Below are 24,594 nucleotides of genomic sequence, written 5' to 3'. Positions count from 1 at the left end.
CCGCCATATCCGTAAGACCTACGCCTGCAAAGCCTGCGAAGCCGCCCCGATCACCGCGGACAAGCCCGCGCAACTGATTGAGAAAAGCCTGGCTACGCCCAGCGTGTTGGCGATGCTGCTGACCACCAAGTACGCCGACGGCATCCCGCTGTACCGCTTCGAGAAAGTCCTCCATCGCCATGGCATCGACATCCCGCGGCAGACCCTGGCTCGCTGGGTGATCCAATGCGGTGACTATCTGCAACCCTTGCTCAACTTGATGCGCGACACGCTGCTGGATTATCCGGTGTTGCACTGCGACGAAACCCGGGTGCAGGTGCTCAAAGAACCGGGGCGCGGCCCGAGCAGCCAATCCTGGATGTGGGTGCAAACCGGCGGCCCGCCAGACAGGCCGGTGATCCTCTTCGACTACACAACCAGTCGTGCGCAGGACGTACCCTTGCGCCTGCTCACCGGCTATTGCGGTTATTTAATGACCGACGACTACTCCGGCTACAACGCCGTGGCCGCGCAAGCGGGCATCGAGCGGCTGGCCTGCTGGGCCCATGCGAGGCGCAAATTTATCGAGGCGCAGAAGGTGCAGCCTAAAGGCAAAACTGGGCGAGCCGACATGGCCCTGAACCTGATCAACAAACTCTACGGTATCGAGCGCGAGCTGAAAGACGCCAGCGACGCTGAACGCCTGAGTGCCCGCCAACAGCGCAGTCAACCAGTGCTCGACCAGCTCAAAGCCTGGCTCGACAAAGCTCAGCCGCAGGTCGCCGGACAGACCTCCCTGGGCAAGGCGGTGAACTACTTGGAGAACAACTGGAGCCGCCTGGAGCGCTACATCGAAGGCGGAAACCTGCCCATCGACAACAACCGCGCCGAGAACGCCATCCGCCCGTTCGTCATCGGCCGCAAAAACTGGCTGTTCAGCGACACACCCAAAGGCGCCACGGCCAGCGCACAGATCTATAGTCTGATCGAAACCGCCAAAGCCAATGGCCAGGAGCCCTACGCCTACCTGCGCCACATCCTTGAGCGCCTGCCTCAGGTCAACAGCGTCGAAGGCTACGAAGCGCTGTTGCCGTGGAACTGCTCGCCAGCGCCAGCTGCTTCCTGAAAACAACCCCGTCCGCTAGGACGGGGTTTATGGAGCGCTTACCCCATCTCCAGCATGGCCAGCGCCTCGAATTGCCAGGGGCTGCGCTGGGAAAGGAGATGGGCCCACTGCCAGGGCAGGCTGTGCCAGCCCCAGCCAGCAGTACCGATGTCGATATCCCCGAGCATATACAGGTACAGCAGCCCGTAAACTCCGGAGGCTAGGCCGATCAGCCAGCGCTTAAAGGCCGGCAGGGGCATCGAGCAGCACCGTCTGTGGGTAGAAGGTGGCCCAGGCAAACCACATGGCATCGATCATGTTTATCTTGGCCAACCCCTGCAGCTCCGGGGCTTGCGGGCCGTCCTGGGTGAAGTTCAGAGTGGCTGGGTCGAGGGCGATGCGCGCGTCAGACTCATAAACCCAGGCGGTATCGAGGCGGCTGTCCTGAATGATCAGGTAATGTCGGTCAGCATGCTGGTAATGCACGATACCCTGTTGCTCCAGATATTCCCGATTGATGGCGACCGCCACCTGTGAGGTGCGAAAACCGCGAATCATCTGCTTTGCATGTAACTCGGGGCGGCTATGGGTGACCGGAAACATCACCTGCGGCTCGATATAGTAGCCATGCAGCGGGCTGTAACTGCCATAGGGGTCGCGGTTGTAGTTGCGCATATAACCGGTGCGCTCAGTCAGCACTTGGGTTTGTGGGTAGCGCTCCTTCCAGCGCGCCCAGGTGGTCCAGGTGACCTGGATTTCATCCAGGCTCTGGCCCTTGAGTGGCCCCTCGAAGGCCACAGCGGCGATCTGCGACCAGTAACTGTCGCTGGCCCGGTCGTACATCACCACATTGCTGTTCAGCAGTTTACCGGAGACACCAAGGCTGGTACTGCCGCGTTTGAAGCCGATGGCCGTGGCCGTCAGCGGGCAGTAGGTAATGCTGACGGGCTCGCCACCAAGGCTGTCGTTGACGATTTCATGCCAGACCATGATTCGTTGCGGGTAAGCCTTTGCCTCCCCCTGGTGATAGACACCGAATACGATGTCCTGGGCTTTGAGGTAGTCGTCTGCATCCCGGGCATCGCTGAATTTGGGCGAGTCGATGGCGGGAATACCGTCCTTGCCGGGGCCGCCGGAGAGCAGCAGCTCGGTAAACATGGCATGGCTGGGGGAGAGCACGCGCTCAGGCCCGGCTGGTGGCTGGGCCTGAACGGGCATTGTGGCGCCCAGGTAGACCAGGCCCAATAAGGTCAGAAGGTAGCGGCAGTGCATGGCGCCTCCCATCAGCAGACGGCTACTGGTTACCGAGCAGCGTCTTGAGTTCGCCACTGCGGTCGAGCTTGGCCAAATCGTCATAACCGCCGATATGGCGCTCGCCGATAAAAATCTGCGGTACGGTGCGCCGGCCAGTCAGTTCAATCATCTGTTGCAGCTGAGCGGGGTCCAGGTCCACCCGGATTTTCGCCAGGGGACCGGCATCGCGCTGGCTCAACAGATGCTCGGCTTGTTTACAGAAAGGGCAGTGCTGGCTGGTGTAAAGGATGACGCGGCTCATGGTTAAACCTCAGTTGGCAGAGCGAGACAGTCGCCCTGTGCAATTGAGATGAGCCGCTATGGGCTTTGTTACAGTGGGTTTTGCAGCTCACTGTTAGGCGGATTCTTGCGTTGATACAGCGACTCAATAAGCGGGCAGGCCACCCTGTCTGGGCTTGCACAGCAGGCGCGAACCAGCTGCGTCAGCACTGACTCGATCCGTTGGAGGTCCGCGAGTTTATCGCGCACATCGGTAAGTTTCTGTTCGGCCAACTCACGGGCTTCGAGGCAATGCGTGCCGTCGTCCAGCCTCAGCAATTCGGCCACTTCATCCAGGCTGAAGCCCAAGCGCTGAGCGGACTTAATGAACTGCACCCGCGCCACATCGGCGTTGCCATAACGACGAATACTCCCGAACGGCTTATCTGGCTCAGGCAATAAGCCCTTGCGCTGATAGAAACGGATGGTTTCTACATTGACGCCGGCGGCTTTGGCGAAAACGCCAATGGTCAGACGCTGTGCCGTGCTCTCCATGATACTTGATCCCGTACTTGACTACGGAAGTAACCTTAGTTCATCGATCAAGTGCATAAAAGGAGCAATGTATGTCTGAATCGCCAAACGGGCGCGCCCCTCTTGCGCTGGGTGGATTGGCGGCGATTCTTGCCTCGACCTGCTGCCTTGGGCCGCTGCTGTTGATCACCTTGGGCTTCAGTGGAGCCTGGATTGGCAACCTGAGCGTGCTGGAACCCTACCGACCGCTCTTCATCGGCGCGGCACTGGTAGCGCTGTTTTTTGCCTGGCGACGTATTTTTCGCCCGGCTCAGGCCTGCACGCCGGGTGAGGTTTGCGCCATCCCTCAGGTACGCACCACCTACAAGCTGCTGTTTTGCTTGGTGGCGGCCTTGGTGCTGGTCGCGCTCGGCTTCCCCTACGTCCTTCTCTTGTTCTATTGATCCGGAGTTCGCCATGAAAAATTTGTCAGGAACACATTTTCGCGCCAGCCCCGCAGGGGTAAGACGCATGGATGCGCCTTACAAAAGATTGCTCGCATTCATCGCCCTGGCCACCCTCATCGCCACGCCTGCCTGGGCGGCTATCCAGACCGTCACCTTTGAGGTGCCCGGCATGACCTGCGCCGCTTGCCCGTTTACGGTGAAGAAGGCGCTGAGCAAGGTTGAGGGCGTGACCAAGGTCGAGGTGAGCTATGAGAACCGTGAAGCCATTGTCACCTTCGACGATGCCAAGACCAGCGTTGAAGCGCTCACCCAGGCCAGCGAAAATGCGGGCTATCCTGCTTCGCTCAAGGAGTGACCATGCGTAACTCCGAGGGCTTGACGGCACTGCATATCGCCATAATTGGCAGCGGTGCTGCCGCCATGGCGGCGGCGCTGAAGGCGGTGGAAGGCGGTGCCCGCGTCACCCTGATCGAGCGTGGCATCATCGGCGGCACCTGCGTCAATGTCGGCTGCGTGCCGTCGAAAATCATGATTCGTGCCGCGCATGTGGCCCATCTGCGCCGCGAAAGTCCGTTCGACACTGGATTATCAGCCACGCCGCCGACGGTTTTACGTGAACGACTGCTCGCGCAACAACAGGGGCGTGTAGACGAACTTCGTCACGCTAAATACGAAGGTATTCTGCAGAGCACCCCAGCCATCAGCGTGCTACGTGGCACCGCCCGTTTCCAGGACGGCCACAGGCTTCGCGTAGAACTGGCTGACGGCGGCGAGCGCATTGTTGCCTTCGACCGATGCCTGGTTGCTACCGGCGCAAGCGCGGCCGTTCCGGCGACTCCGGGGCTGAAAGACACGCCGTACTGGACCTCTACCGAGGCGCTGGCGAGCGATAAAATTCCTAAGCGACTCGCCGTGATCGGTGCCTCCGTGGTAGCGGTGGAACTGGCCCAGGCCTTTGCCCGCTTGGGTAGCCAGGTGTCGATCCTGGCGCGCCACACCCTGTTTTTCGGTGAGGACCCGGCCATCGGCGAAGCGCTTACGACGGCCTTGCGTATGGAGGGTATCGAAGTGCTGGAGCAAACGCAGGCCAGCCAGGTGTCGCATGTCGAGGGTGAGTTCGTCCTGAGCACCAACCAGGGTGAACTGCGGGCCGAGCAACTGTTGGTTGCCACCGGCCGTACGCCTAACACTCAAGGTCTGAACCTTGAGGCAGTCGGCGTGAAGCTGGACGAGCGCGGCGGCATACAGATCGACTCCAGCATGCGCACCAGTGCCCCTGATATTTATGCGGCGGGGGATTGCACCGACCGGCCGCAGTTTGTCTATGTGGCGGCGGCGGGCGGCAGCCGTGCGGCGACCAACATGCTCGGCGGCAAGACGATGCTCAATCTGGATGTCATGCCGGCGGTTGTGTTCACCGATCCACAGGTGGCTACTGTCGGTCACAGCGAAGCCCAAGCACAGCACGCCGGCCTCGAAACCGTTAGCCGTACCCTGAGCCTGGATAACGTGCCACGTGCGCTGGCCAACTTCGATACCCGCGGCTTCATCAAGCTAGTCGCCGAAGCAGGATCCGGTCGGCTGCTAGGGGTGCAAGCGGTAGCGGCGGAGGCGGGCGAACTGATCCAGAGCGCCGCATTGGCCATTCGGGCGCGGATGGCGGTGCAGGAGCTGGCCGACCAGCTATTTCCCTATCTGACTATGGTCGAGGGATTGAAGTTGGCAGCGCAGACCTTCACCAAGGACGTGAAAGAACTGTCCTGCTGCGCCGGCTGAGCGAGAGAAAGAGTCAATTACATCTCAAGTCAAAGGTAGAGCGCCCAGCAGGGCGCTTTACCTTTTCAATCAGCTCAAAGAGCTATGAGTCGGCGCCGATGCATCAGTCGATATGCCGCCGGCAATACGAACAGCGACAGCAGCGGCGCGCTAAGCATGCCGCCGACCATGGGTGCGGCGATGCGGCTCATCACTTCGCTGCCCGTGCCGCCACCGAGAAGGATCGGTAGCAGCCCGGCGATGATCACCGCCACGGTCATCGCCTTGGGCCGTACACGCAGCACGGCGCCTTCGCGGATCGCTTCTAGCAGTGCGGCCTCGTCGTTGTGTCCGGCATCCTGTCGTTCGTTCCAGGCGTTTTTCAGATAGAGCAACATAATCACTCCGAACTCTGCAGCCACACCGGCCAGGGCGATAAAGCCGACCCCGGTGGCCACCGACAGGTGAAAACCAAGCAAATAGAGGAACCAGACGCCGCCGACCAAGGCAAAGGGCAGGGTGGCCATGATCAACAGGGCCTCACTGAGGCGACCAAAGCACAAGTAAAGCAGCACGAAGATGATCAGCAGGGTGGCCGGCACCACCAGCTTGAGCCGCGCGTTGGCCCGTTCGAGAAACTCGAACTGCCCCGAATAGCTGAGGCTGATGCCCGGTTGCAGGTGCACCTGCTGGTCGATGGTAGCGCGCAGGTCGGCCACCACCGAGGCTAGGTCGCGGTCACGCACATCCACATAGACCCAGCCCGAGGGCCGCGCGTTCTCGCTCTTGAGCATCGGCGGGCCGTCGCTGATCCTGATCCGTGCCACCGTACCCAGGGTGATCTGGCTGCCCTGGGGGGTGTAGATCGGCAGCTGTTCGAGCCCGTCAAGCGAGTCGCGCCACTCCCGCGGATAACGCACGCTGATGGGGAAACGCGCCAGGCCTTCGACCGTCTCGCCGACATTCTCACCGCCGATGGCGCTGGAGACGATCGCCTGCACGTCGGCGATATTCAGGCCGTAACGTGCAGCCGCCACCCGGTCAATGTCGACATCGATATAGCGCCCGCCGGTCAGCCGCTCGGCCAGGGCCGAACTCACCCCGGGCACGTCTTTGGCCACCTTCTCGATGGCCTGGGTAGTCGCATCGATTTGCGCCAGGTCGCTGCCCGCGACCTTGACCCCAATCGGGCTTTTGATCCCGGTGGCGAGCATATCGATACGGTTGCGGATCGGCGGAATCCAGATATTGGTCAGCCCCGGCACCTGCACCACTCGATCCAGTTCCTCCACCAGCTTGTTCGCGGTCATGCCGGCGCGCCACTGCTCGCGCGGCTTGAACTGGATAGTGGTCTCGAACATCTCCAGTGGCGCCGGGTCGGTTGCGGTTTCGGCGCGGCCGGCCTTGCCGAACACATGGGCGACTTCCGGCACGCTCTTGATCATCCGGTCGGTCTGCTGCAGCAGTTGCGCGGCCTTCTGCGCCGACAACCCGGGCAGGGCCGACGGCATATACAGCAGATCGCCCTCATCCAGCGGCGGCAGGAACTCGCCGCCCAGCTTCGACAGTGGCCACAGGGTGCTGAGAAACACCAGCAACGCGACGGCCAGGGTGGTCTTGGGCCATGCCAGTACCGCATCCAGCGCCGGCTGGTAGAGACGGATCAGCCCGCGGTTCAGCGGGTTGCGCGCCTCGTCGGGAATCCGCCCGCGAATCCAGTAGCCCATCAGCACTGGCACCAGGGTCACCGATAGCCCCGCGGCCGCGGCCATAGCATAGGTCTTGGTGAAGGCCAGCGGGCCGAACAGGCGGCCTTCCTGGGCCTGCAGGGTGAACACCGGGATAAACGACAGGGTGATGATCAACAGGCAGAAGAACAGCGCCGGTCCGACTTCCACCGCCGCATCGATGATCACCCTCCAGTGGATTTCGCCCTTGAGCGCTTCGCCGGGATGCTTCTGGTGCCAGGCTTCGATCTTCTTGTGCGCGTTCTCGATCATCACTACCGCGGCATCGACCATGGCACCGATAGCGATGGCGATGCCGCCGAGGGACATGATATTGGCGTTGATGCCCTGCTGGTGCATGACGATAAAGGCGATCAGCACCCCGACCGGCAAGGATACGATGGCCACCAGCGAGGAGCGCAGATGCCAGAGAAAGGCCGCGCAGACCAGCGCCACGACGATAAATTCCTCGATCAGCTTATGGCTGAGGTTGGTCACCGCGCGATCGATCAGCTGGCTGCGGTCGTAGGTGGTGACGATCTCCACCCCGTCCGGCAGGCTGCTTTCGAGTTCTCCGAGCTTGACCTTGACCGCCTCGATGGTGCTGCGCGCGTTCTTGCCGCTGCGCAGAATGACCACGCCGCCCACCACTTCGCCCTCGCCATCGAGCTCGGTGATGCCGCGGCGCATCTCCGGGCCGAGCTGGATATGCGCCACCTCGCCCAGGGTGACCGGCACACCGCCGGCATCCAGGCGTAGTGGAATGGCGCGAAAGTCGTTAAGGCTTTGCAGGTAACCGGAAGCACGCACCATAAACTCGGTTTCCGCCAACTCCAGCACGGCGCCCCCGGTTTCCTGGTTGGCCCGGCCGATGGCCGCCGTCACCTCGGACTGGGTCAGCCCTAGACTGGCCAGCTTGATCGGGTCGAGCAGCACCTGATACTGCTTGACCATGCCGCCGATGGTCGCCACCTCGGCGACATTCGCCAGGGTCTTCAGTTCGAACTTGAGGAACCAGTCCTGCAGCGCGCGCAACTGCGCCAAGTCATGCTGGCCGGTGCGGTCGACCAGGGCGTACTGATAGATCCAGCCGACCCCGGTGGCATCCGGCCCCAGCGCCGGTTTGGCGCTGGCCGGCAAACGGCTCTGGATCTGGCTGAGATACTCCAGCACCCGTGAGCGCGCCCAGTAGAGATCGGTGTCGTCCTCGAACAAGACATAGACGAAACTGTCGCCGAAGAACGAATAGCCGCGCACGGCCTTTGCCCCCGGCACCGACAGCATGGTGGTGGCCAGCGGGTAGGTGACCTGGTTCTCGACGATCTGCGGGGCCTGGCCCGGATAGGGGGTGCGGATGATCACCTGGGTATCGGACAGATCCGGCAATGCATCGATGGGCGTGTTCTGCAGCGACCAGATGCCCCAGGCGGTGGCGAACAGGGTCGCCAGCAGCACCAGGAAACGGTTGGCCACCGACCAGCGGATCAGGGCGGCGATCATGGCTGCACCCCCTGGTCGGCGCGCTCGCCATGGGGCGCGGGCATCAGGTGCTCGATGCGCTCGATCCACATCCCTTCGTCGTCGGCGCGCACCCCGACCCGCACCCGGTCACCCGGCTTGAAGCCCTCCAGCAGCGCCGCATCGGCCACCGGAAACAGCATGCTCATACCTGGCATGCCCAGGGTCTTGAACGGGCCATGGGTGAGCATCACGCCATCGTCCTCGATGGCGTCGATCTGTCCTTCGGCTTCATGCAGGGCCGGCTGTAGCTTGACCTCGGCCGCTGGCGCGCCGAGTTCCTGAACCAGGATGCCGCGCAGGCTGGCCTCGGAGTCGAGCAGGAACTGCCCGGAGACAACCACCTGCTGGCCTTCCTCCAGCCCTTCGAGAATCTGCGTGTTGCCCGCCGCTTCTTGGCCCAGGCGCACCTCCACCGGGCGGTAGCGTCCTTCGCCCTCGGCAAGCATCACCAAGGCGCGGCGGCCACTGCGAATAACCGCCTCGCTCGGTACCAACAGCACATCGCCCTGTGCCGGCCGGGTCAGCCGTACCTGGGCGGTCAGACCCGGACGCAGGCGACCGTCGGGATTATCCAGGACTACGCGCACGCGCAGGGTGCGACTGTCCAGGTTGGCCTGGGGCAGAACGGCTTCGATGCTGCCGCTGAGCACTTCGCCGGGAAACGCCGGCAGGCGCGCCTCTACCGCCTGGCCTGAGCGCAGGCCCCGGGCTTCGGCCTCGGGCACCGCCACATCCAACCAGACGCTGCGCAAACCGTTGATGGTGGCCAGGGTGTCACCCGCCATCAGGTTCATGCCTTCGCGTACATCGAGTTGTTGCAGCACACCGGCGATCGGGCTGGCCACCGTCCACAGCGCCTGGACCTTGCCGCTGCGTTCGAAGCGGGTGATCAAGGCCGCCGGCATACCGGCCAGACGCAAACGCTGGCGCGCCGCCGCCAGTAATGCGGGATCGCCGGCATCGCGCAGGGCCAGGTACTCTTCCTGGGCACGAACCCACTCAGGCACCAGCAGATCGGCCAGGGGCGCGCCGGCTTCGAGCAGATCCTCCGGCGCGCGGGCATAGACGCGCTCGACGAAACCACCCGTACGTGCCTGCACCACGGCAATATCACGAGTATTGAACGTCAGGTTGCCGACCGTTTCCAGGCTATTGACCAACGCCCCGCGGGTCACCGGAGCCAGGCGCATGCCCAAGTTTTGGGTGATGCTCGCATCGATGCTGACTGCAGCGCTGTCGCCCCCCTCGTCGGCATAGCGCGGCACCAGTTGCATGTCCATAAAGGGCGATTTGCCCGGCTGGTCGAACTTATGCTGCGGCACCATGGGGTCGTACCAATACAGCACCTTGCGTTCGTCGGCCTTGCTGGCCTGGGTTGGTGCCTGAGGGGGCGCGGAGGCGTGGTTCATCGACTGATGGGCGAACCAGTAGCCAGCTGTCACGCCGATGCCCGATAGCAGGAGGCCCGGCAACGCGCCTCGCCAAATTCGAGTCTTCATTGGCTTCTGTCTCCATAAGCAAAATACAGGCGAGCGCTGGTTTGCGCGCGTTGCTGTTGCAGGTCTATGTGTTTCAGCCGCGCTTCGATCAGCTCACGGCGGGCGGCCACCAGACTCATCAACTCACCGCGGCCAGCACGGTAGTCGGCCATGGCCAGTTGCACCTTTTCCTCGGCTAGTGGCACCAGGGTCTGTTGGCTGCGTGCAAGTGCTCGATCCAGGCGGCGGTACTCGGCCAGATCGTCATCGAGTTCTTGCAGGCGCTCGCGTGTCATGGCTTCACGCTCAGCCTCAAGGCGCAACAGTTCGGCACGCCTGGCGGCAATTTTCGGGTCCTGGCGGCTGGCGCTGAACAGCGGCAAGTCAAGGCTGAATTGCACCGAGACCATGTCGCCAAAGGCGTCGCCACGCTTCTGATAGGCCAGCTCCCAGCTCCAGTCGGGCTTCTTGTCCGCTTCGGCCAGACGCACCTGAGCCTCTGCCTGCTGTGTCATTGGCACAAAGGCTTCCAGTTCCGGATGGCGATCCAAGCCGTGGCGCAAATGCAACTCGTCTACGCGCCAGTTCGGCCAGGCGCCGGACAGCGGCTCGACGGCCGCTGCTCCGACCCAACGGCGCAGGGCCGCACGGCTCTGGGTGCGGTTGCGTTCGAGTTCATCTTCTTGTTCTGCGAGCAGCGCCGCCTCCTGCTTGGGCGTCAAGCTGTCGGTCGCCTGGCCACGGCCGCCGGCCAGACGGGCCTGTACGGCCTTGGCCAGCAGGCGGTTCTCCTCGTACAGGCTCTGAAACAGCTGCAACTTCTGTTCGACGGCGAAGCCGCCGATCCAGGCCAGCGCGGTTTCCCGGCGGACCCTGAGGCGTTCTATACGTTGCAGCGTGTCGGCGCTGTCGATGCCGGCTTGAGCGACCTCCATCCGGGCGCGGCGCTTGGCGCGGTTTGGGACCTCCTGCATGACCCCGACCATCTGCATGGTCATCGGCTCACGATCCAGTTGCCAGCGGTCGTTGCCCTCGATGGGGACGTTCTGCAGGCCCAGCAGTAACTTGGGATCCGGCAGTTCGCCGGCGGGGATGGCCGCCTGGCCGGCGGCCTCGCGGTTGGCCACATGGGCAGCCAGCGACGGTGCCTCGTGCTCGGCCAGGCGCAGAGCTTCGTCCAGGGTAAGGGCGGCGGCCAGGCCAGGCATGGCCAGGGCGCACAGCGTGAGGGGCGCCAGACGGGCGCGCCCTCCGCGATTGCGTCGGAAACTCATTTTGTAACCGTCCGCCGAACCCATCTCCCCGCTTCTTCCCGATAACGGCATGGTGTCCACCTATTTTTGGTGGACACCATTTCAAGCCACTTTCTGGAGGGTTTCGTGTCTCGACAGCGCCGTACATTCCCCAAGGCTTTCAAGGCCCAAGTCATCGAAGAGTGCGCCCAGTCCGGGGCTTCCGTCGCCGGCGTGGCGCTCAGTCACGGGCTCAATGCCAACCTGGTGCATAAATGGATTCGCAAGCAGCGCGAGCCGCTACCGGTCGTGTCTGCACGCTTTGTCCCGGTGCCGCTCGGCTTTCTGCCTGCCGGGCGTACCGGCTCCGAGGAGCTGACGATACGAATCGAAATTCCCTACCACGCCGGCAGTCTGTCGGTGCACTGGCCGGTGGAGGACGGCGAGGGCTGTGCACGTTTGCTTCGCGGGCTGCTCGCATGATCCGCATCGAACGCATCTGGCTGGCCACCGAGCCACTGGACATGCGCGCCGGCACTGAAACAGCCCTGGCGCGGGTTGTTCAGGTGTTCGGTGCGGCGCAGCCGCACACGGCTTACCTGTTCACCAACAAGCGCGCTAACCGGATGAAAGTGCTGGTGCACGACGGCTTCGGTGTCTGGCTCGCGGCCCGCCGCCTTAACGAGGGCGGCTTCGTTTGGCCCGGTCGCGAGCAGGGCACGCAGCGCGAGCTGAACCCCGAGCAGTTGCAAGCGCTGGTGGTCGGCCTGCCTTGGAAACGGCTGGGGCAGGACGCCGCGATCAGCCTGCTGTAACACCCGCATCGGCTATCAACCATCGCTGCGCGGCAATTCACCGAACGCCTTATCGTCAGGTAAGGACGGGGCCGTCACAATCGGCCACATGCCCTCGACGACCTTCGACCATCTGACCCCCGAGCAACTGCGCGAACTGGCCGCGCAGTTGGCCGAGCGTGTCGTCCACCTTGATCAGCAGGTATCCGGTCTCAGCCAGCAGGTTCACTTCCACAAGACCCGCAACGAGCAGTTGGCCCACGAGATCGCGATCCTCAAGCGTCACAAGTTCGCCAAGCGAAGTGAGCAACTGAGCCCCGATCAGATCAGCCTGCTTGATGAACTGCTCGACACCGATATCGCCGCTATCGAGGCAGAACTGAAAGCCGTAAATCCCCCAGCGGCCCAGGGCGAACCCCGCCAGCAGCCCAAGCGTGCGCCGCTACCGGCCCAGTTTCCGCGCACCCTGATCCATCACGAGCCGGACAACACCCAGTGTGCCTGCGGCTGCCAGCTCAAGCGGATCGGCGAGGACGTCAGCGAAAAGCTCGACTACACGCCGGGCACCTTCACGGTGGAACGGCACATCCGTGGCAAGTGGGTCTGCGACCAGTGTGAGACGCTGATCCAGGCACCGGTGCCAGCTCAGGTGATCGACAAGGGCATCCCCACTGCCGGCCTGCTGGCTCATGTCATGGTGGCCAAATACGCCGACCATCTGCCGCTGTACCGGCAAGAGAAGATCTTTGGCCGTGCGGGTCTACCTATCGCGCGCTCGACATTGGCACAGTGGGTCGGACAAACCGGCGTGCAGCTCCAGCCGCTGGTCGACGCCTTGCGCGAAGCGGTACTGGCGCAAGGTGTGATTCACGCCGACGAAACCCCGGTGCAGATGCTGGCCCCAGGCGAGAAGAAAACCCATCGGGCTTACGTTTGGGCTTACTGCACCACGCCCTTCGCCGACCTGAAGGCGGTGGTCTACGACTTCAGCCCGAGCCGCGCTGGCGAACACGCACGTAACTTCCTCGGCTCCTGGGGCGGCAAGCTGGTCTGTGATGATTTTGCGGGCTACAAGGCCAGCTTCGAGCAAGGCATCACCGAAATCGGCTGCATGGCCCACGCCCGGCGCAAGTTCTTCGACCTGCACGTAGCTAACAAAAGCCAGTTGGCCGAGCAGGCGCTGCACTCGATCGCCGGCCTCTATGAAATCGAACGGCAGGCGCGTGACTTGAGTGCTGAGGATCGGTGGCGGATACGGCAGGAAAAGTCCTCGCCGATCCTCAACGCGCTGCATAAATGGATGCTGGCCCAGCGCGACCTGGTGCCTGATGGATCAGCGACCGCCAAGGCACTCGACTACAGCCTTAAACGCTGGAAAGCGCTGACGCGCTACCTGGATGACGGCGCCGTGCCCATCGACAACAATCGGGTCGAGAACCAGATCCGGCCTTGGGCGCTTGGACGCTCGAACTGGCTGTTTGCCGGCTCGCTACGCAGCGGCAAACGGGCGGCGGCGATCATGAGCCTGATCCAGTCGGCGCGCCTTAACGGTCACGACCCGTATGCCTATCTGAGAGATGTGCTGATGCGCCTGCCGACGCAACGGGCGAGCGAGATCGGCCAACTGCTCCCACATCAGTGGATGCCTGCCTGAGGCAAGCAAATAACGACAGCGGTGTATCACCCCAAACAGCCTACCCGTAATAGTCTCGCACTGATTTTTATGCGTGCAGCGTGTGATACAGAGCAGGCGTGCAGCATGTGATACAGCCTACCCGTGCACCGTGTGATACAGCTTGGGAAGGTGACTTGGCTAGACGCTTACGGCCAGTCATCTGAGTGATGTAAGACAACTTAAGAGGATTACATCATGAAAACCTTAATCACCATGACCGCTCTGGCCACTCTGCTGGTGGGCTTTGGCACTGCGGCTCAGGCTTCGGAAAATCTATCGCCCTGGTCCGCTCAGGCCCCGCAACTGCTGCTCGCCGAAGGCGGTAGTGAGCGGGTTATGCGCAATCAACAACGCCTGCAGGCATTGGCTGCGCAACGTGGTCGGAGCGAAGAGGGCCAGCGTTTTGTCCAGCTGATCGAAGAGCAACCGACTGCTGCCGGCAGCCTGGACGACACGCTGGATGCGCAGCAGAGCCAACCTGAACCAAGCTACAAATCGCCCATCCTGCGTGACCGTGCCATCTATGGTAGCCAGCATTGATGGGGGGGCTGTCTGTTGGAGGAGGGGCCGACCACGCTGGCTTCTTTATCCCTGGGCACAAGGAGGTGCCAACCCATTGTTGCGTCTTGGCCGGAGTCGGCATTCCTTTGACCGGGAGGGCAGTCTATGGCCGAGTCGTATCGAGGCGCCTGCCATTGTGGGCTGGTGCGTTTTGAAGTCAGTTGCATGCCCACAGAGGTGTTGAGGTGCCATTGCGCTTACTGCCGACGTAAAGGTGTGTTGTGGCATGCCATCACCGAAGCTCAGTTGTGCATACGCTCAGGTAAGGAGCATTTGCGTGAGTATCGCTTCGGCACGCTGAAGGCCAGGCATTACTTTTGCCAGGGGTGTGGTGTGAGTACCTTCAGCCGCCCGGCAGTGTTGCCCGAGTCCTGGGTGGTGAACTTGATGTGTGTGGATGATCTGCAGTTACAACGAATCGAGAACACGAACTCAACAGTGCTCCACTAGGCTGCAGTGGGGTGTGGTTTGCTGGCTGGCCAGAGATGAGCGTTTTAGGGGTTGCTTCCTAGGCTTTACGGGAGGGGCCGGTCTGTTCTGAGAGGGATTATTGATGCTGTCTTTTCTAAGTGGCTGGCGAAAGCATACGCTGCCTGTGCCTGACGAGCAGGAAGCGGCTGGCGCCTTGATCAGTTCCTTGCTGCTGATGGCCTGGTTTGTCGAGGCCAGAGACCCCTATACCGGCGGCCATCTGTGGCGGGTGTCGCGATACTCGCGGCTGCTGGCCGAGGCCGCGGGGCTGACAGCGGCCGATGTGGCGCGGGTCAGCCTGGGCGGTTTTCTGCATGATTTGGGCAAGATCGGCATTACGGATGCCGTGTTGCGCAAAACCAGCGCGCTGGATGAGCAGGAATACGCCTTGATTCGCACCCACCCGGAAATGGGGGCGCGAATGCTCGCGGGTCATCCTCTGGCCGGCCTGGTACTGGAGGCTGTCTACAACCACCATGAGCGCCCCGATGGCAAAGGCTATCCCCGTGGCCTGCGCGGCCCTGAAATATCTCTGGATGCCCGTATCGTGGGCTTGTGCGATGCCTTCGATGCCATGACCAGCAGCCGTCCGTACCGGGTTGGTATGAGTCGGGGCCAAGCGCTGGCAATCATTCAGAGTCAGAGTGGCAGTCAGTTCGATCCAGCCTTGTGCGAGCACTTTCTGATGCTCGGCCGCCAAGGCGTGCTCGATCATGTTATTGCTCACTCCGATGAGGGCATTCCCTTGCAGCATTGCCCCATGTGCGGCCCCACGTTGGTTGTCCGGCGTGAGCAGCAAGCCGGTGAAGCCATTTTCTGCCGTAACTGTGGTGGCGGTTTTATCTTGGAGCAGGGCAAGGCCGGGCTGCTGGCCAAGCCGACCGGGGAAGTGGGCGATCCACGGGCGCTACAGCCCGAGGCCGATCATGGCCTTATTCGCCGTGTAATCGCCGAGGCGGTTGCCAGTATGCCGTTGCAGCAAATGCTCAACTCAACCGCCACGTTGCCCGCAGGTACAGCGCCATGAAGGTATTCAGATCACTTGCTCAGCCTGGCGTATGGCGGCGTGCTGCGGTCACGGCTCTGCTGGTAGGGAGTGTATTGAACCTGATCAATCAGGGCGGTGCGTTATGGGGAGCAGAAAAACTGTCTGTCTTTCACCTTCTGCTCAACTATCTGGTGCCTTTTGCCGTGGCGAGTTTTAGTGCTATCCAGGCCCGCCGCGACAGTGAGCGGGCCGAGACCAGTTCCTAAAACATCTGGCGTTCGCCTTGCATCCAGCGCCAGGCGTCGATCAGGTCAAAGACCAGGCTGATGCCGTTTACCACCAAGACCAGGCTTACATACAGCACTTCACCTGTTGTCAGCGGTTTGCCTGACTGTGCCAGGTACATCAGCAACATGACTTGTAACGGGCCCCAAATCAGCAGGTGGGGAACCGCGAGCAGTCGACTGAATCCGCCATATACGTACATAAGCAGCATATTGCTGCCGACCACTATGAGTGCACTCAGCGCAATCCATTGGGCACTGGGATAGTGCAACAGCAGCAAGCTGGCTAGGTTCGCCGGCAGCAGTATTGCCGCCATCCACAGCTGTACCCATAGGGGGAGTCGGCGGAAGGACTGCCAGAGGTTCAGGTGCAGGTTAATCAGTGCGTTCATTGGCGCTCTCTTCGGTGGGCATATCGGGGTGGGAGTGGGCCAGCAACGCCTCGGGAATCGCCGTCTGCTGCAAACCGCCCAGCTCAAGCCAGATCTGGGTTTGCTGCCTGGCCCTTGTAATCAGGCTGGCGGTCTGGCTGAAGTCAAAGACGGAGACGCCCAGAGGACAGAGCGGGGCGGCCACATGGATACGGGCCAGGGATTGATGCAGGGCGATGTCACGTACCAGCTGGCGCATGCTCATCAGGTTAAGGGTGTGCAGGCCACGGGCAACCAGACTTCGCGGCGGCGCTGTGCATGCGCAGCCAAAGCCTGTGGGTAGCACCAGGATGCGCGTGGCGCCGAGTGCGACGGCACTGGCGATGGGTGTGTTACTGGCTACCCCACCGTCTATCAACAGTCGTCCATCGATCTCAACCGGCGGATAGACCAGGGGTATGGCGGCACTGGCCAATAGCGCTTTCAGCAGATTGCCCCGTGAAAGCAACACTTCCGCGCCATTTAGCATGTCGGTTGTCATGATGTGCAGAGGCAGCCGACTGTCCTCGATACGAGCCGCCGGCAGAAATCGCCCGATCATGTGCTGCAGGCCCTGGCTGGCGAGCAGGTGGCCTTGTCCACGTAGTAGGGCGACCCCCGCGCCCAGCACACTGAATGGAAAGATGTCGCGTCGACTCAGGCCGCACCAGATGCTGGCCAGCTCACTGACCCCGTGGCTATCCGGGCGGCTGGCAAAGTAGGCGCCGTTGATCGCCCCCACTGACGCACCAATAACTAGATCGATGCTGATGCGGGCCTGTACCAGTGCCTGCAGCATGCCCACTTGTACGGCACCCAGACTACCGCCGCCGGCCAATACCAATGCCGTGACCTCAGCCATGGGACATGCTCCTTTCAGCGCGCTTCATTCAGGCTCCAGTCATAGTCAAGGTAGTCGATGCGTACGCGACCTTGGGGCGGCACTGGGCTGGCAGATGGGTTCAGCAAGGCCAAGTGCTGCTGGAAATAGGCTTCCAGCGACCCCCATTGCTGGATGAAGTCCTTGCCATACCAGTCGAATATTTTCGACACCTGAAACCGCTGGCTTGTGGGGTCAAAGCGATTACGGCTGCGATCGGATAGAAAGCGCTGCTGACTGTCCTGCAGTTGTTCCTCCAGACGTTCGGCGACAAAGGCCTCGTCGCGTAATGCCGGGCAGCCTACTGACGCGCAATTGACAGCAAAGTGAATGCGCGGCTCATCGAATACGCCAGGCTCGCGGATCATGCCGTGCTCGATTTGATCCAGGCTCAAGCGCTGCCCCAGAAGCGGGATAAAGGCTTGCTTCCAGGGGCTGCTGAACAGACCACCAATGGACTTGATCGAGTCCAGCGGGTAGTGCTCGACAATCAGCTTAAGGGTGAAGGCGTTGTACGCATTGATCAGAAACGCCAGGCGCTGTTCAGGCTGCCAGCGCTGGTAGTCGGCTGGGGGGACGGCGGATAGCACGCTCAGGTAACGATCCAGTTCGGTGCGGTTCTTTTGCACGGCCGCATAGTCGACGACGCTGGCATGTCCCTGCTCCAGCCAGCTCACATGCTGTTGCAGCAGGCGGGTCCAGGCCTGATGTTGATGGTCGAAGGTGTCGGCCTGCAAAAGGCTGCTGAAGCACAAGACCATCAGTAAAAACAGTGGGCGCATGGGTGGTTTCCTAAGGTTTCAGTGAGTGGGGGCCTTGGCCGCGCTGGTACAGGCGAGCGAGGGTGAACGCGGAAACACCGCAGGCATGGGCCAGCGCCAGCAGGCGATTGCTCAGGGAACGGCGCCACCAGCCGTCCCGCTGCCAGCGCCGGGGGTCGACCAGCAAGCCATGTTCGATACGCTGGAAATCGCCGACGCCACGCAGGTTGCTAACCAGATCGACCTCTTCAAAAAGTGGCCAGGGACTGTGCTGGCCACAGGCGAGATAGGCACTGTGCTCGACAAACAGACCCTGGTCGCCATAGGGGGTGCCGAAGCGGTTACGCCAGCCAATCAGTTGCTCAAGTAATCGGCTTTGCCAGCAGCTTGGCCCGGCAAAGCGGAAAGCGAAGAAGCCGCCGACAGCGCCATTGCTCATCACCGCCTGCACGTCCAGCAGTGGGTTGCCCAGCAGCTGGGCATCGGCATGCAGAAACCACAGAATTGAATGTTGCGCCTGTGCTGCGCCTTGGCGCAGTTGCTGACCCCGGCAGGGGGCTGAGGCAAGCCACTGAGCGCCCAGCTGGTTACAGATGCGTTGGCAGTCGGGGCTGTTGGCCGCGTCCACGACCAGCAACTGCAACTGCTGCCGTGCCCGTTGCGCCAAGCCGTTGAGGCGGGCGAGCAGGGCTGCCAACGCGGCATGGTCGTGCCAGCAGGGAATGATCACGCTGATGGCTCTATTGGCTTGCATGCTGTTCCAACCCCAGGCGTTGCAAAGTGGTCAGTAATGCCCGGCGAGCAGGGCGGCCATCCTGCTCCAGCTCACGGACAAGCCCTGGCAGATCTTCGCGCTGGTCAACATCGGCCAAAATGTCTGCTTCGATCACCGAATGACCGGCCTGTCGACAACGTTGTACCAGGGCCTGCCTCAGGATCGCCGTGCTCCAGGGCAGATCGTCCAGCTTGGGCCAAGGGCGCTTGCTGGCCATCAACACCACGCCGCCATCACGGGCGGCGATCAATACCGTGTCGTGCTTATCCAGCAACTGGCAGGCGCGGCGAAAGTGCTGTTGGTTCAAGGCCGGACAATCGCTGCCTATATAGAGCAAGTGGCCATAGCCCCTTGCCCGCAAGTGCTGATCCAGCGCCTGAAGTCGTTGGCCCAGGTTGCCGGCTGACTGTGCAATGACGAGTGCGCGAGGGTTGCTGTCGCTGGCCCAGTCAAAATGATCAGGATGATCCGGCGCGATAACGGGCAGGTACGGCCAATGCTGCAGATCTTCCAGCGCACACAGCAGCAGCTTTTCTGCGATTTGCAGGGTAGGTTCCAGACCTATTTGCGCAGCCAGCCGCTGTTTGGAGTGCCCCAGGGCCGGACGTTTGCACAACAGAACCAAGGCGGGCTGAGGTTCATCTTTGCTGAGATCGAGGCTCAAACTTATGCTCCATGTGCACCTGAGAGGCAGCGCGAAGCGCTGTGCCATTAGGAGCGGGCATAAGCCGTTTTGTTACAAGGCCCGGGTCAATCTTCAGGCAACTTGAGCTGTTTGAGGATGGCCGCGCTGTCCACCGGTTGCTTGTCTAATGGCAACTTCTGCAGCACTTCAGAGGTCAGCTTGAGTTGTTCCAGATACAGCTTGCAGCGCGGGCACATGCGCAGGTGCATATAGACCGCCCAGCGATTTTTCAGGCTCAGGTGGCTTTCCATGATATCGGAGCTCAGTTCCGACATTTCGCGGCAGCTCAGCATGTTCCCACCTCCTCGAAATGATTGAGCATGGCGTGCATGCGTTGCCGGCCACGGTGCAACAGCACCCGAATATTGCCTTCGGCCAGATTAAGGGCACGAGCGATTTCGGTGTAATCCAGGCCGCCCAGCTCACGCATCATCACCACGCTCTGTTGGTCGTCGGGCAGCTTATGCAGATGCTTGTGGATGCATTCGTGCAGTTCGGCTTCGGTCAGCAATTCTTCCGGGGTGTCGTGGTGCCACTGGCTGGGTGGCGCGTCCCACGCACCCTGTTCATTGAAACGCGTGCTGATTGGGGAGCCCTGATCATGCCCCCAGCCGTCGAACGACACCTCGCGGCCGGTCTTGCGGCGGATGGCATGGGCCTCGTTGATGGCAATGCGCGCCAGCCAGGTGCGCAGTTTCGAGCGCCCTTCAAATTTCTTGATGGCGGAAAAAGCCTTGATCCAGGTTTCCTGGGCGACATCGTCAGCCAGTTCATGGCCGACCAATGGCGTGGCCATCGCGATCAAGAAGGCGTGATGCAGCTTGATAACGCTTTCCAACGCTTCCTTGTCGCCCTGTCGCAGTCGCTTGAGCAGTGCCTGTTCATCATCCATGCGCGGATTACCTCAGATGGTTCATGGGCGTGATTGTGAGCATTGGTCTTGGATCAAACAACACGGCTTTTGTTACAGCTCGGAATCGAGAAGGACGTGGTCTGTAACAAAAACATCGATGCTTCATCAGAGTAGTAGCGAATCATCCAAAGCCGACTAGTGTGCCTAGGGAGAGAACGCGATCAAGCGCTGACAATGCTTGCAGACATGCCAGCGCAGGTGTCTTCAGTGGTGGCACCAATAACAAACAATACCTGTGGCCCTATGAGGAAAGCCCCCATGCTCTCGACTTGTCCCGATCATCCGCAGTTTTCTTGTCAGCGTCCCATTGCCGCGATGGTGTCCGCCAGCGTGCTGGCCTTGGCTCTGGCCGGCCCAGCTTTCGCCGCCAGCCCCTGCGGTCCTTGCGCGGCCAAATGCGCGCCAGCCACGCTGAATCCCTGTGCAGCCAAGAACCCATGCGCCGCGAAAAATCCCTGTGCGGCAAAGAACCCGTGCGCCGCAAAAAATCCCTGCGCCGCCAAATGCGCGGCTAATCCTTGTGCTGCGAAAAACCCTTGTGCCGCCAAGAACCCCTGTGCGGCCAAGCTCAATCCTTGCGCCGTCAAATCGGTCAAGCGCCCAGCGAACTACAAGCCTTATCAGGGCTCCCAGGCTGAGCTTGTGGCCTATGGCGAGAAGCTTTACAAGGACCCAAAACTGAGCAGCAATGGCCTGTCCTGCGAGACCTGCCACCAGGGTGGCAACCTGTTTCAGGCCAGCTTTGCCAAGGCGTTCCCCCACCAGGTGGCCATGGCCAAGGATCAGTTCGGCATGAGCCAGGTCTTTCTCGATGAGATGGTGCAGATCTGCATGGTCGCGCCCATGGCGGCCAAGGCATTGGGCTGGGAGTCGAAGGAACTGGCGGCGCTGACAGCCTACACCGCGACATTGCAGACCAGTTTTAAGCCCAATCCCTGCGCAGCCAATCCCTGTGCGGCCAACCCGTGCGCCGCGAAAAACCCCTGCGCGGTCAAGAATCCTTGTGCTGCGAAAAACCCTTGTGCCGCGAAGAACCCTTGCGCGGCTAAAAATCCCTGCGCCGTCAAATCTTGAACCAGGACAAGCCGGGGCCGGTTTGATCGGCTCCGGCGCGTTTGGAGGGTTGCATGAATTTACCGCTTTCCAATCTACCCAATGCCGTCCCCGGCATGCTGTTGGCCGCGCCTGATGCAACCGCGCTTTCGCCTCACGAACGGGCCGTTATGCTGGAGGCGGCCGTTAAGGTTGAGCGTTGCCAGCATGCGCTGGCCAAGGCTGGGTTGAACGTGGTCGGCGAACTGCTCAAGGGCCATGAGGGGTTCTATGAAATGAACCACTACCCCGATGGCGACGTATTCGACCGCGACAGCCACAGCCAGTACTACTACCACGCTCACCGTGAAGGGGGCGTGGAGCATGGACACTTCCACACCTTTATCCGTGGTGCAGGCATAGGTGCGCACCTGCAGCCGCGTAAGGATTTGTGTAAGAGCGAGCCCTGGCCTATGGGCGATGAGGCCATTGCCCATCTGGTGGCCATTTCCATGGATGCCTGGGGCCAGCCCATTGGCCTGTTCGCCTGTAATCGTTGGGTCACGGCAGAAACCTGGTACCCGGCAACGGCCGTCAAGGAGATGCTGCCGGGTTTTCTGATCGACCACGCCCATCCCTCCTGGCCGACCAATCTGTGGCTAAGCGCCATGCTCAAGTTGTTCCGCCCGCATATCGAGGCATTGCTTGATCATCGTGATCAGGTTGTCGAGCACTGGCGTGCGCTGCATCCCGACCAGGATGTGTTGGAAGACCGTTCACTGGAGATCACCGGGCATCTCGACATCTCAATCAACGCTTGGGTCGAGCAGCTGCGTCAGGCCCAGGGCATAAGCCGATAAGCTTCAACCAAGGTAAGTACCAGCATGAATATCCTGGGCGGTTTCAGGAGCTGAGTGCAACACGGTTATTGAATTGAAGCTGGAGCATCATGCCGCATAGCCATGGCTTCTTGCATCACCTCGCTCATGACTTCAATCGGGCATTTGAAGTCGAAGCGCTTGCGCGGGCGCATATTCAATTGCAGTGCAATGGCATCCAGCTCTTCCTGGCTGTGTACCGACAGGTCTGTGCCCTTGGGCAGGTACTGGCGGATCAAGCCATTGATGTTTTCGTTGCTGCCGCGCTGCCAAGGACTGTGCGGGTCGCAGAAGTAGATCGCCACCCCGGTCTTCTGGGTGATCTCGGCGTGCCGCGCCATCTCCCGCCCCTGGTCGTAGGTCATGCTCTTGCGCATCGCCAGCGGCATGCGATTGAGCGCCGCGCTGAAACCTTCCATCGCCGAGGTCGCCGTCGCGTCGTTCATCTTCACCAGGATCAGGTAGCCACTGGTGCGCTCTACCAAGGTGCCTACGGACGAGGCGTTGGCCTTGCCCTTGATCAGGTCGCCTTCCCAATGGCCCGGCATCAGTCGGTCTTCGATCTCCGGCGGGCGCACGTGGATACTGACCATCTCGGGGATCTGGCCGCGCCGATCTACACCGCCAGAGCGCGGCCGGCGGGCCGTCTTGCCTTGGCGCAGGCAGATGATCAGCTCCTTGCGCAGTTCGCCGACCGGCAGGGCATAGATCGCGTTGTAGATCGTCTCGCGACAGACGTAGGCATCTCTAAGGCTGGAAATGTTCATGCTGCGCAGCTTGCCGGCAATCTGCTCGGGAGACAAACGCTCACGCAGCATGTGGACCACCAACTCGAAGCGCTCACTGCCCGGCAGCAGCTTGCGCTTGGGCCGGCAGGCTTGGCGCCGAATCCTCATCTGTTGTTGGGCGCTACGGGCCGCGTAAGCACCAATGCCGTCTTGATTGCGTCTCAGCTCGCGGCTGATGGTCGAGGGCGATCGGTTGATCAGGCGAGCAATCCCGCGCAGGCTGAAACCTTGGGCTTGACCGAGTTGAATGGCGGCGCGCTCTTCGACGCTGAGTTCGGAATAGGACATGGGGCAACACCGTACCGGAAAGGTCAGGTGTTGCACTCAGTTTTTGCGGCCGCCCAGGTGTAAAAATAGATGTCTCTTAATACCAGACGTTTTGGCTTGTTTAGGCGGAACGGATGAGTGCTCAACGTTCCATCAGTTTCGTCAAAAGACCTGGGTTTCCTAGGTTTCGATAAATGAAGGACGACGAGATTACTGGAGTGTCCACCAATTCGGTTTTTAGGTGTTCAAGGTTGTCTTTAAGTCAATGTATGAGGCCCGGGCTAAAACTGCAGCACTAAACGCTGCATTCTCAGGCCTCATTTTTTGAAATTTCTGGGCACCATTCGCGCGGATGATATAGGTCGCAAAGAAATACCGCGGATCACCATTTCGTGACCAGTTCTTTGTGCGCTCTTATATGGGCGCGATGATTGAAATTACTGCGACATGGCGTCCTTTTTCATCGAATCCTTGGACATGGCTTCTTTTTTCATACCGTCTTTAGACATAGAGTCCTTGGACATATGGTCTTTTGACATCGAGTCTTTGGACATGGGGTCAGACTTTTTCATGCCATCTTTTTTCATTGCATCCTTGGACATGGAATCCTTGCTCATGCTGTCGTGACTCATGGTGTCAGCAGCGAACACAGAGCCAGCGCCAACGGCCAGGCACAAGGACAGAACAACGGTAGTCAGCTTTTTCATGATGAAACTCCTTGAAGCTCAGTTTGCGGGTGTGTGAAAGCTTCAGGCTCCGTCAGCTGCCACCGAACCAGTTGTAGCCCTGGTCTTCCCAGTAGCCGCCGCTGTAGGTGTTGCTAACGAAAATCGCCTGGATGTGTTTGGGGTTCTTGTAGCCAAGCTTGGTGGGCATGCGCAGTTTCATCGGGAAGCCGTACTCACGCGGCAGCACCTTGCCGTCCCAAGTCAGCGCCAACAGGGTCTGCGCATGCAGCGCGGTGGCCATGTCGATGCTGGTGTAGTAATCGTCGGCGCACTTGAAGCCGACGTATTTGGCGTCGGTGTCGGCGCCGATGCGTTTGAGGAAGTCGCTGAAGCGCACACCGCCCCAGCGACCGATCGCGCTCCAGCCTTCGACGCAGATGTGGCGGGGGGTCTGGTCGGGCTGCGCCATGGCACG

The 24,594-nt window shown here is 61.1% G+C and carries 30 protein-coding genes; 13 read left to right on the top strand and 17 right to left on the bottom strand.

From position 1 onward, the window contains the following. The coding region (gene tnpC, locus F753_RS44750; protein WP_023446661.1) for an IS66 family transposase at positions 1 to 1,105 on the top strand (1,105 nt) is incomplete at its 5' end. 38 nt (positions 1,106 to 1,143) lie between these two features. Here tnpC (F753_RS44750) and F753_RS44745 read toward each other — a convergent pair. The 4 genes from F753_RS44745 to merR form a co-directional block, all read right to left on the bottom strand. Further along, positions 1,144 to 1,344 carry a hypothetical protein gene (locus F753_RS44745; RefSeq protein ID WP_023446660.1) on the bottom strand — a complete coding sequence of 67 codons (201 nt, stop codon included), beginning with the start codon at positions 1,342 to 1,344 and terminating at the stop codon, positions 1,144 to 1,146. Then, positions 1,325 to 2,356 carry a DUF3179 domain-containing protein gene (locus tag F753_RS44740; protein ID WP_023446659.1) on the bottom strand — a complete coding sequence of 344 codons (1,032 nt, stop codon included), beginning with the start codon at positions 2,354 to 2,356 and terminating at the stop codon, positions 1,325 to 1,327. Before F753_RS44740 ends, F753_RS44745 begins: the two co-directional genes overlap by 20 nt. 22 nt (positions 2,357 to 2,378) lie before the next feature. After that, entirely contained in the window at positions 2,379 to 2,639 is a 261-nt protein-coding gene (grxC, locus tag F753_RS44735; protein ID WP_023446658.1) for a glutaredoxin 3, read from the bottom strand. 68 nt (positions 2,640 to 2,707) lie between these two features. Further along, complete coding sequence (gene merR / locus F753_RS44730; protein ID WP_023446657.1) at positions 2,708 to 3,151, bottom strand: mercury resistance transcriptional regulator MerR; 444 nt, start codon at positions 3,149 to 3,151, stop codon at positions 2,708 to 2,710. 71 nt (positions 3,152 to 3,222) lie between these two features. Between merR and merT the strand changes: the two genes are divergently transcribed. The 3 genes from merT to merA all read left to right on the top strand — a co-directional run bounded on the left by merT (position 3,223) and on the right by merA (position 5,352). Further along, positions 3,223 to 3,573 (top strand): mercuric ion transporter MerT, encoded by a 351-nt coding sequence (merT, locus tag F753_RS44725; protein WP_023446656.1) that lies wholly within the window; start codon positions 3,223 to 3,225, stop codon positions 3,571 to 3,573. A gap of 67 nt (positions 3,574 to 3,640) precedes the next feature. Beyond that, the gene (gene merP, locus F753_RS49635) at positions 3,641 to 3,931 is read left to right on the top strand and encodes a mercury resistance system periplasmic binding protein MerP (protein WP_031298295.1); all 291 of its coding nucleotides are present in this window, start codon (positions 3,641 to 3,643) and stop codon (positions 3,929 to 3,931) included. Between the two features lie 2 nt (positions 3,932 to 3,933). Then, positions 3,934 to 5,352: a mercury(II) reductase gene (gene merA / locus F753_RS44720; protein ID WP_023446654.1), complete on the top strand. Its 1,419-nt coding sequence runs from the start codon at positions 3,934 to 3,936 to the stop codon at positions 5,350 to 5,352. A gap of 74 nt (positions 5,353 to 5,426) precedes the next feature. Here merA and F753_RS44715 read toward each other — a convergent pair whose 3' ends face one another. The 3 genes from F753_RS44715 to F753_RS44705 are packed head-to-tail and all read right to left on the bottom strand — an operon-like array spanning position 5,427 to position 11,331. Further along, complete coding sequence (locus F753_RS44715; protein WP_023446653.1) at positions 5,427 to 8,558, bottom strand: efflux RND transporter permease subunit; 3,132 nt, start codon at positions 8,556 to 8,558, stop codon at positions 5,427 to 5,429. After that, the gene (locus tag F753_RS44710; RefSeq protein ID WP_023446652.1) at positions 8,555 to 10,078 is read right to left on the bottom strand and encodes an efflux RND transporter periplasmic adaptor subunit; all 1,524 of its coding nucleotides are present in this window, start codon (positions 10,076 to 10,078) and stop codon (positions 8,555 to 8,557) included. The genes F753_RS44715 and F753_RS44710 overlap by 4 nt, the downstream gene beginning before the upstream one ends. Next, on the bottom strand, positions 10,075 to 11,331 hold the full coding sequence (locus tag F753_RS44705) for a TolC family protein (protein ID WP_031298292.1): 1,257 nt from the start codon (positions 11,329 to 11,331) through the stop codon (positions 10,075 to 10,077). Before F753_RS44705 ends, F753_RS44710 begins: the two co-directional genes overlap by 4 nt. A 105-nt stretch (positions 11,332 to 11,436) precedes the next feature. Between F753_RS44705 and tnpA the strand changes: the two genes are divergently transcribed. The 7 genes from tnpA to F753_RS44680 all read left to right on the top strand — a co-directional run bounded on the left by tnpA (position 11,437) and on the right by F753_RS44680 (position 16,044). Continuing rightward, positions 11,437 to 11,772: an IS66-like element accessory protein TnpA gene (gene tnpA / locus F753_RS44700; protein ID WP_023443793.1), complete on the top strand. Its 336-nt coding sequence runs from the start codon at positions 11,437 to 11,439 to the stop codon at positions 11,770 to 11,772. Beyond that, positions 11,769 to 12,104 (top strand): IS66 family insertion sequence element accessory protein TnpB, encoded by a 336-nt coding sequence (gene tnpB, locus F753_RS44695; RefSeq protein WP_023443792.1) that lies wholly within the window; start codon positions 11,769 to 11,771, stop codon positions 12,102 to 12,104. The genes tnpA and tnpB overlap by 4 nt, the downstream gene beginning before the upstream one ends. An 88-nt stretch (positions 12,105 to 12,192) precedes the next feature. Then, positions 12,193 to 13,737: an IS66 family transposase gene (tnpC, locus tag F753_RS44690; protein ID WP_023444193.1), complete on the top strand. Its 1,545-nt coding sequence runs from the start codon at positions 12,193 to 12,195 to the stop codon at positions 13,735 to 13,737. A 216-nt stretch (positions 13,738 to 13,953) separates the two neighbouring features. Beyond that, the gene (locus tag F753_RS0125260; RefSeq protein WP_023443790.1) at positions 13,954 to 14,298 is read left to right on the top strand and encodes a hypothetical protein; all 345 of its coding nucleotides are present in this window, start codon (positions 13,954 to 13,956) and stop codon (positions 14,296 to 14,298) included. Between the two features lie 126 nt (positions 14,299 to 14,424). Further along, positions 14,425 to 14,769 (top strand): GFA family protein, encoded by a 345-nt coding sequence (locus F753_RS50330; protein ID WP_084799352.1) that lies wholly within the window; start codon positions 14,425 to 14,427, stop codon positions 14,767 to 14,769. 196 nt (positions 14,770 to 14,965) lie between these two features. Next, the gene (locus F753_RS44685; RefSeq protein WP_041207328.1) at positions 14,966 to 15,817 is read left to right on the top strand and encodes an HD-GYP domain-containing protein; all 852 of its coding nucleotides are present in this window, start codon (positions 14,966 to 14,968) and stop codon (positions 15,815 to 15,817) included. Continuing rightward, complete coding sequence (locus tag F753_RS44680; RefSeq protein WP_023446649.1) at positions 15,814 to 16,044, top strand: hypothetical protein; 231 nt, start codon at positions 15,814 to 15,816, stop codon at positions 16,042 to 16,044. The genes F753_RS44685 and F753_RS44680 overlap by 4 nt, the downstream gene beginning before the upstream one ends. Here F753_RS44680 and F753_RS44675 read toward each other — a convergent pair. The 7 genes from F753_RS44675 to F753_RS44645 all read right to left on the bottom strand — a co-directional run bounded on the left by F753_RS44675 (position 16,041) and on the right by F753_RS44645 (position 20,465). Next, positions 16,041 to 16,454, bottom strand: a complete 414-nt coding sequence (locus F753_RS44675) for a hypothetical protein (RefSeq protein WP_023446648.1) — start codon at positions 16,452 to 16,454, stop codon at positions 16,041 to 16,043. The genes F753_RS44680 and F753_RS44675 overlap by 4 nt on opposite strands. Then, positions 16,438 to 17,334: a patatin-like phospholipase family protein gene (locus tag F753_RS44670; protein WP_023446647.1), complete on the bottom strand. Its 897-nt coding sequence runs from the start codon at positions 17,332 to 17,334 to the stop codon at positions 16,438 to 16,440. Before F753_RS44670 ends, F753_RS44675 begins: the two co-directional genes overlap by 17 nt. A gap of 14 nt (positions 17,335 to 17,348) precedes the next feature. Continuing rightward, entirely contained in the window at positions 17,349 to 18,134 is a 786-nt protein-coding gene (locus tag F753_RS44665) for a DUF547 domain-containing protein (protein WP_023446646.1), read from the bottom strand. Between the two features lie 10 nt (positions 18,135 to 18,144). Next, on the bottom strand, positions 18,145 to 18,867 hold the full coding sequence (locus tag F753_RS44660) for a glycosyltransferase (protein WP_023446645.1): 723 nt from the start codon (positions 18,865 to 18,867) through the stop codon (positions 18,145 to 18,147). Beyond that, positions 18,854 to 19,552, bottom strand: a complete 699-nt coding sequence (locus F753_RS44655; protein WP_023446644.1) for a DUF2064 domain-containing protein — start codon at positions 19,550 to 19,552, stop codon at positions 18,854 to 18,856. Before F753_RS44655 ends, F753_RS44660 begins: the two co-directional genes overlap by 14 nt. Before the next feature lie 86 nt (positions 19,553 to 19,638). Continuing rightward, positions 19,639 to 19,866, bottom strand: coding sequence for an anti-sigma factor family protein (locus tag F753_RS44650; protein WP_023446643.1), 228 nt, complete (start codon positions 19,864 to 19,866; stop codon positions 19,639 to 19,641). Next, positions 19,860 to 20,465, bottom strand: a complete 606-nt coding sequence (locus F753_RS44645) for an RNA polymerase sigma factor (RefSeq protein WP_023446642.1) — start codon at positions 20,463 to 20,465, stop codon at positions 19,860 to 19,862. Before F753_RS44645 ends, F753_RS44650 begins: the two co-directional genes overlap by 7 nt. A 279-nt stretch (positions 20,466 to 20,744) precedes the next feature. Here F753_RS44645 and F753_RS0125245 point away from each other — a divergent pair, with 279 nt between their 5' ends. Together F753_RS0125245 and F753_RS44640 are read left to right on the top strand one after the other, a co-directional pair. Next, positions 20,745 to 21,560 carry a cytochrome c peroxidase gene (locus tag F753_RS0125245; protein ID WP_041207321.1) on the top strand — a complete coding sequence of 272 codons (816 nt, stop codon included), beginning with the start codon at positions 20,745 to 20,747 and terminating at the stop codon, positions 21,558 to 21,560. Between the two features lie 53 nt (positions 21,561 to 21,613). Continuing rightward, positions 21,614 to 22,378: a DUF6969 family protein gene (locus F753_RS44640; RefSeq protein ID WP_156924056.1), complete on the top strand. Its 765-nt coding sequence runs from the start codon at positions 21,614 to 21,616 to the stop codon at positions 22,376 to 22,378. A 65-nt stretch (positions 22,379 to 22,443) separates the two neighbouring features. Here F753_RS44640 and F753_RS44635 read toward each other — a convergent pair whose 3' ends face one another. The 3 genes from F753_RS44635 to F753_RS44625 all read right to left on the bottom strand — a co-directional run. Continuing rightward, positions 22,444 to 23,472, bottom strand: a complete 1,029-nt coding sequence (locus F753_RS44635) for an IS30-like element ISPfl2 family transposase (RefSeq protein ID WP_011805384.1) — start codon at positions 23,470 to 23,472, stop codon at positions 22,444 to 22,446. Between the two features lie 416 nt (positions 23,473 to 23,888). Continuing rightward, positions 23,889 to 24,158: a pentapeptide MXKDX repeat protein gene (locus F753_RS44630; protein WP_023446638.1), complete on the bottom strand. Its 270-nt coding sequence runs from the start codon at positions 24,156 to 24,158 to the stop codon at positions 23,889 to 23,891. Between the two features lie 52 nt (positions 24,159 to 24,210). Next, positions 24,211 to 24,594, bottom strand: a 384-nt coding sequence (locus F753_RS44625) for a molybdopterin-dependent oxidoreductase (protein WP_023446637.1), incomplete at its 5' end; no start/stop codon positions are given.

The sequence above is a fragment of the Stutzerimonas chloritidismutans AW-1 genome, assembly GCF_000495915.1.
Lineage (GTDB): Bacteria > Pseudomonadota > Gammaproteobacteria > Pseudomonadales > Pseudomonadaceae > Stutzerimonas > Stutzerimonas chloritidismutans.
Note: the sequence above shows the minus strand (reverse complement) of the source record. Positions and strands in the feature narration are given on the sequence as shown.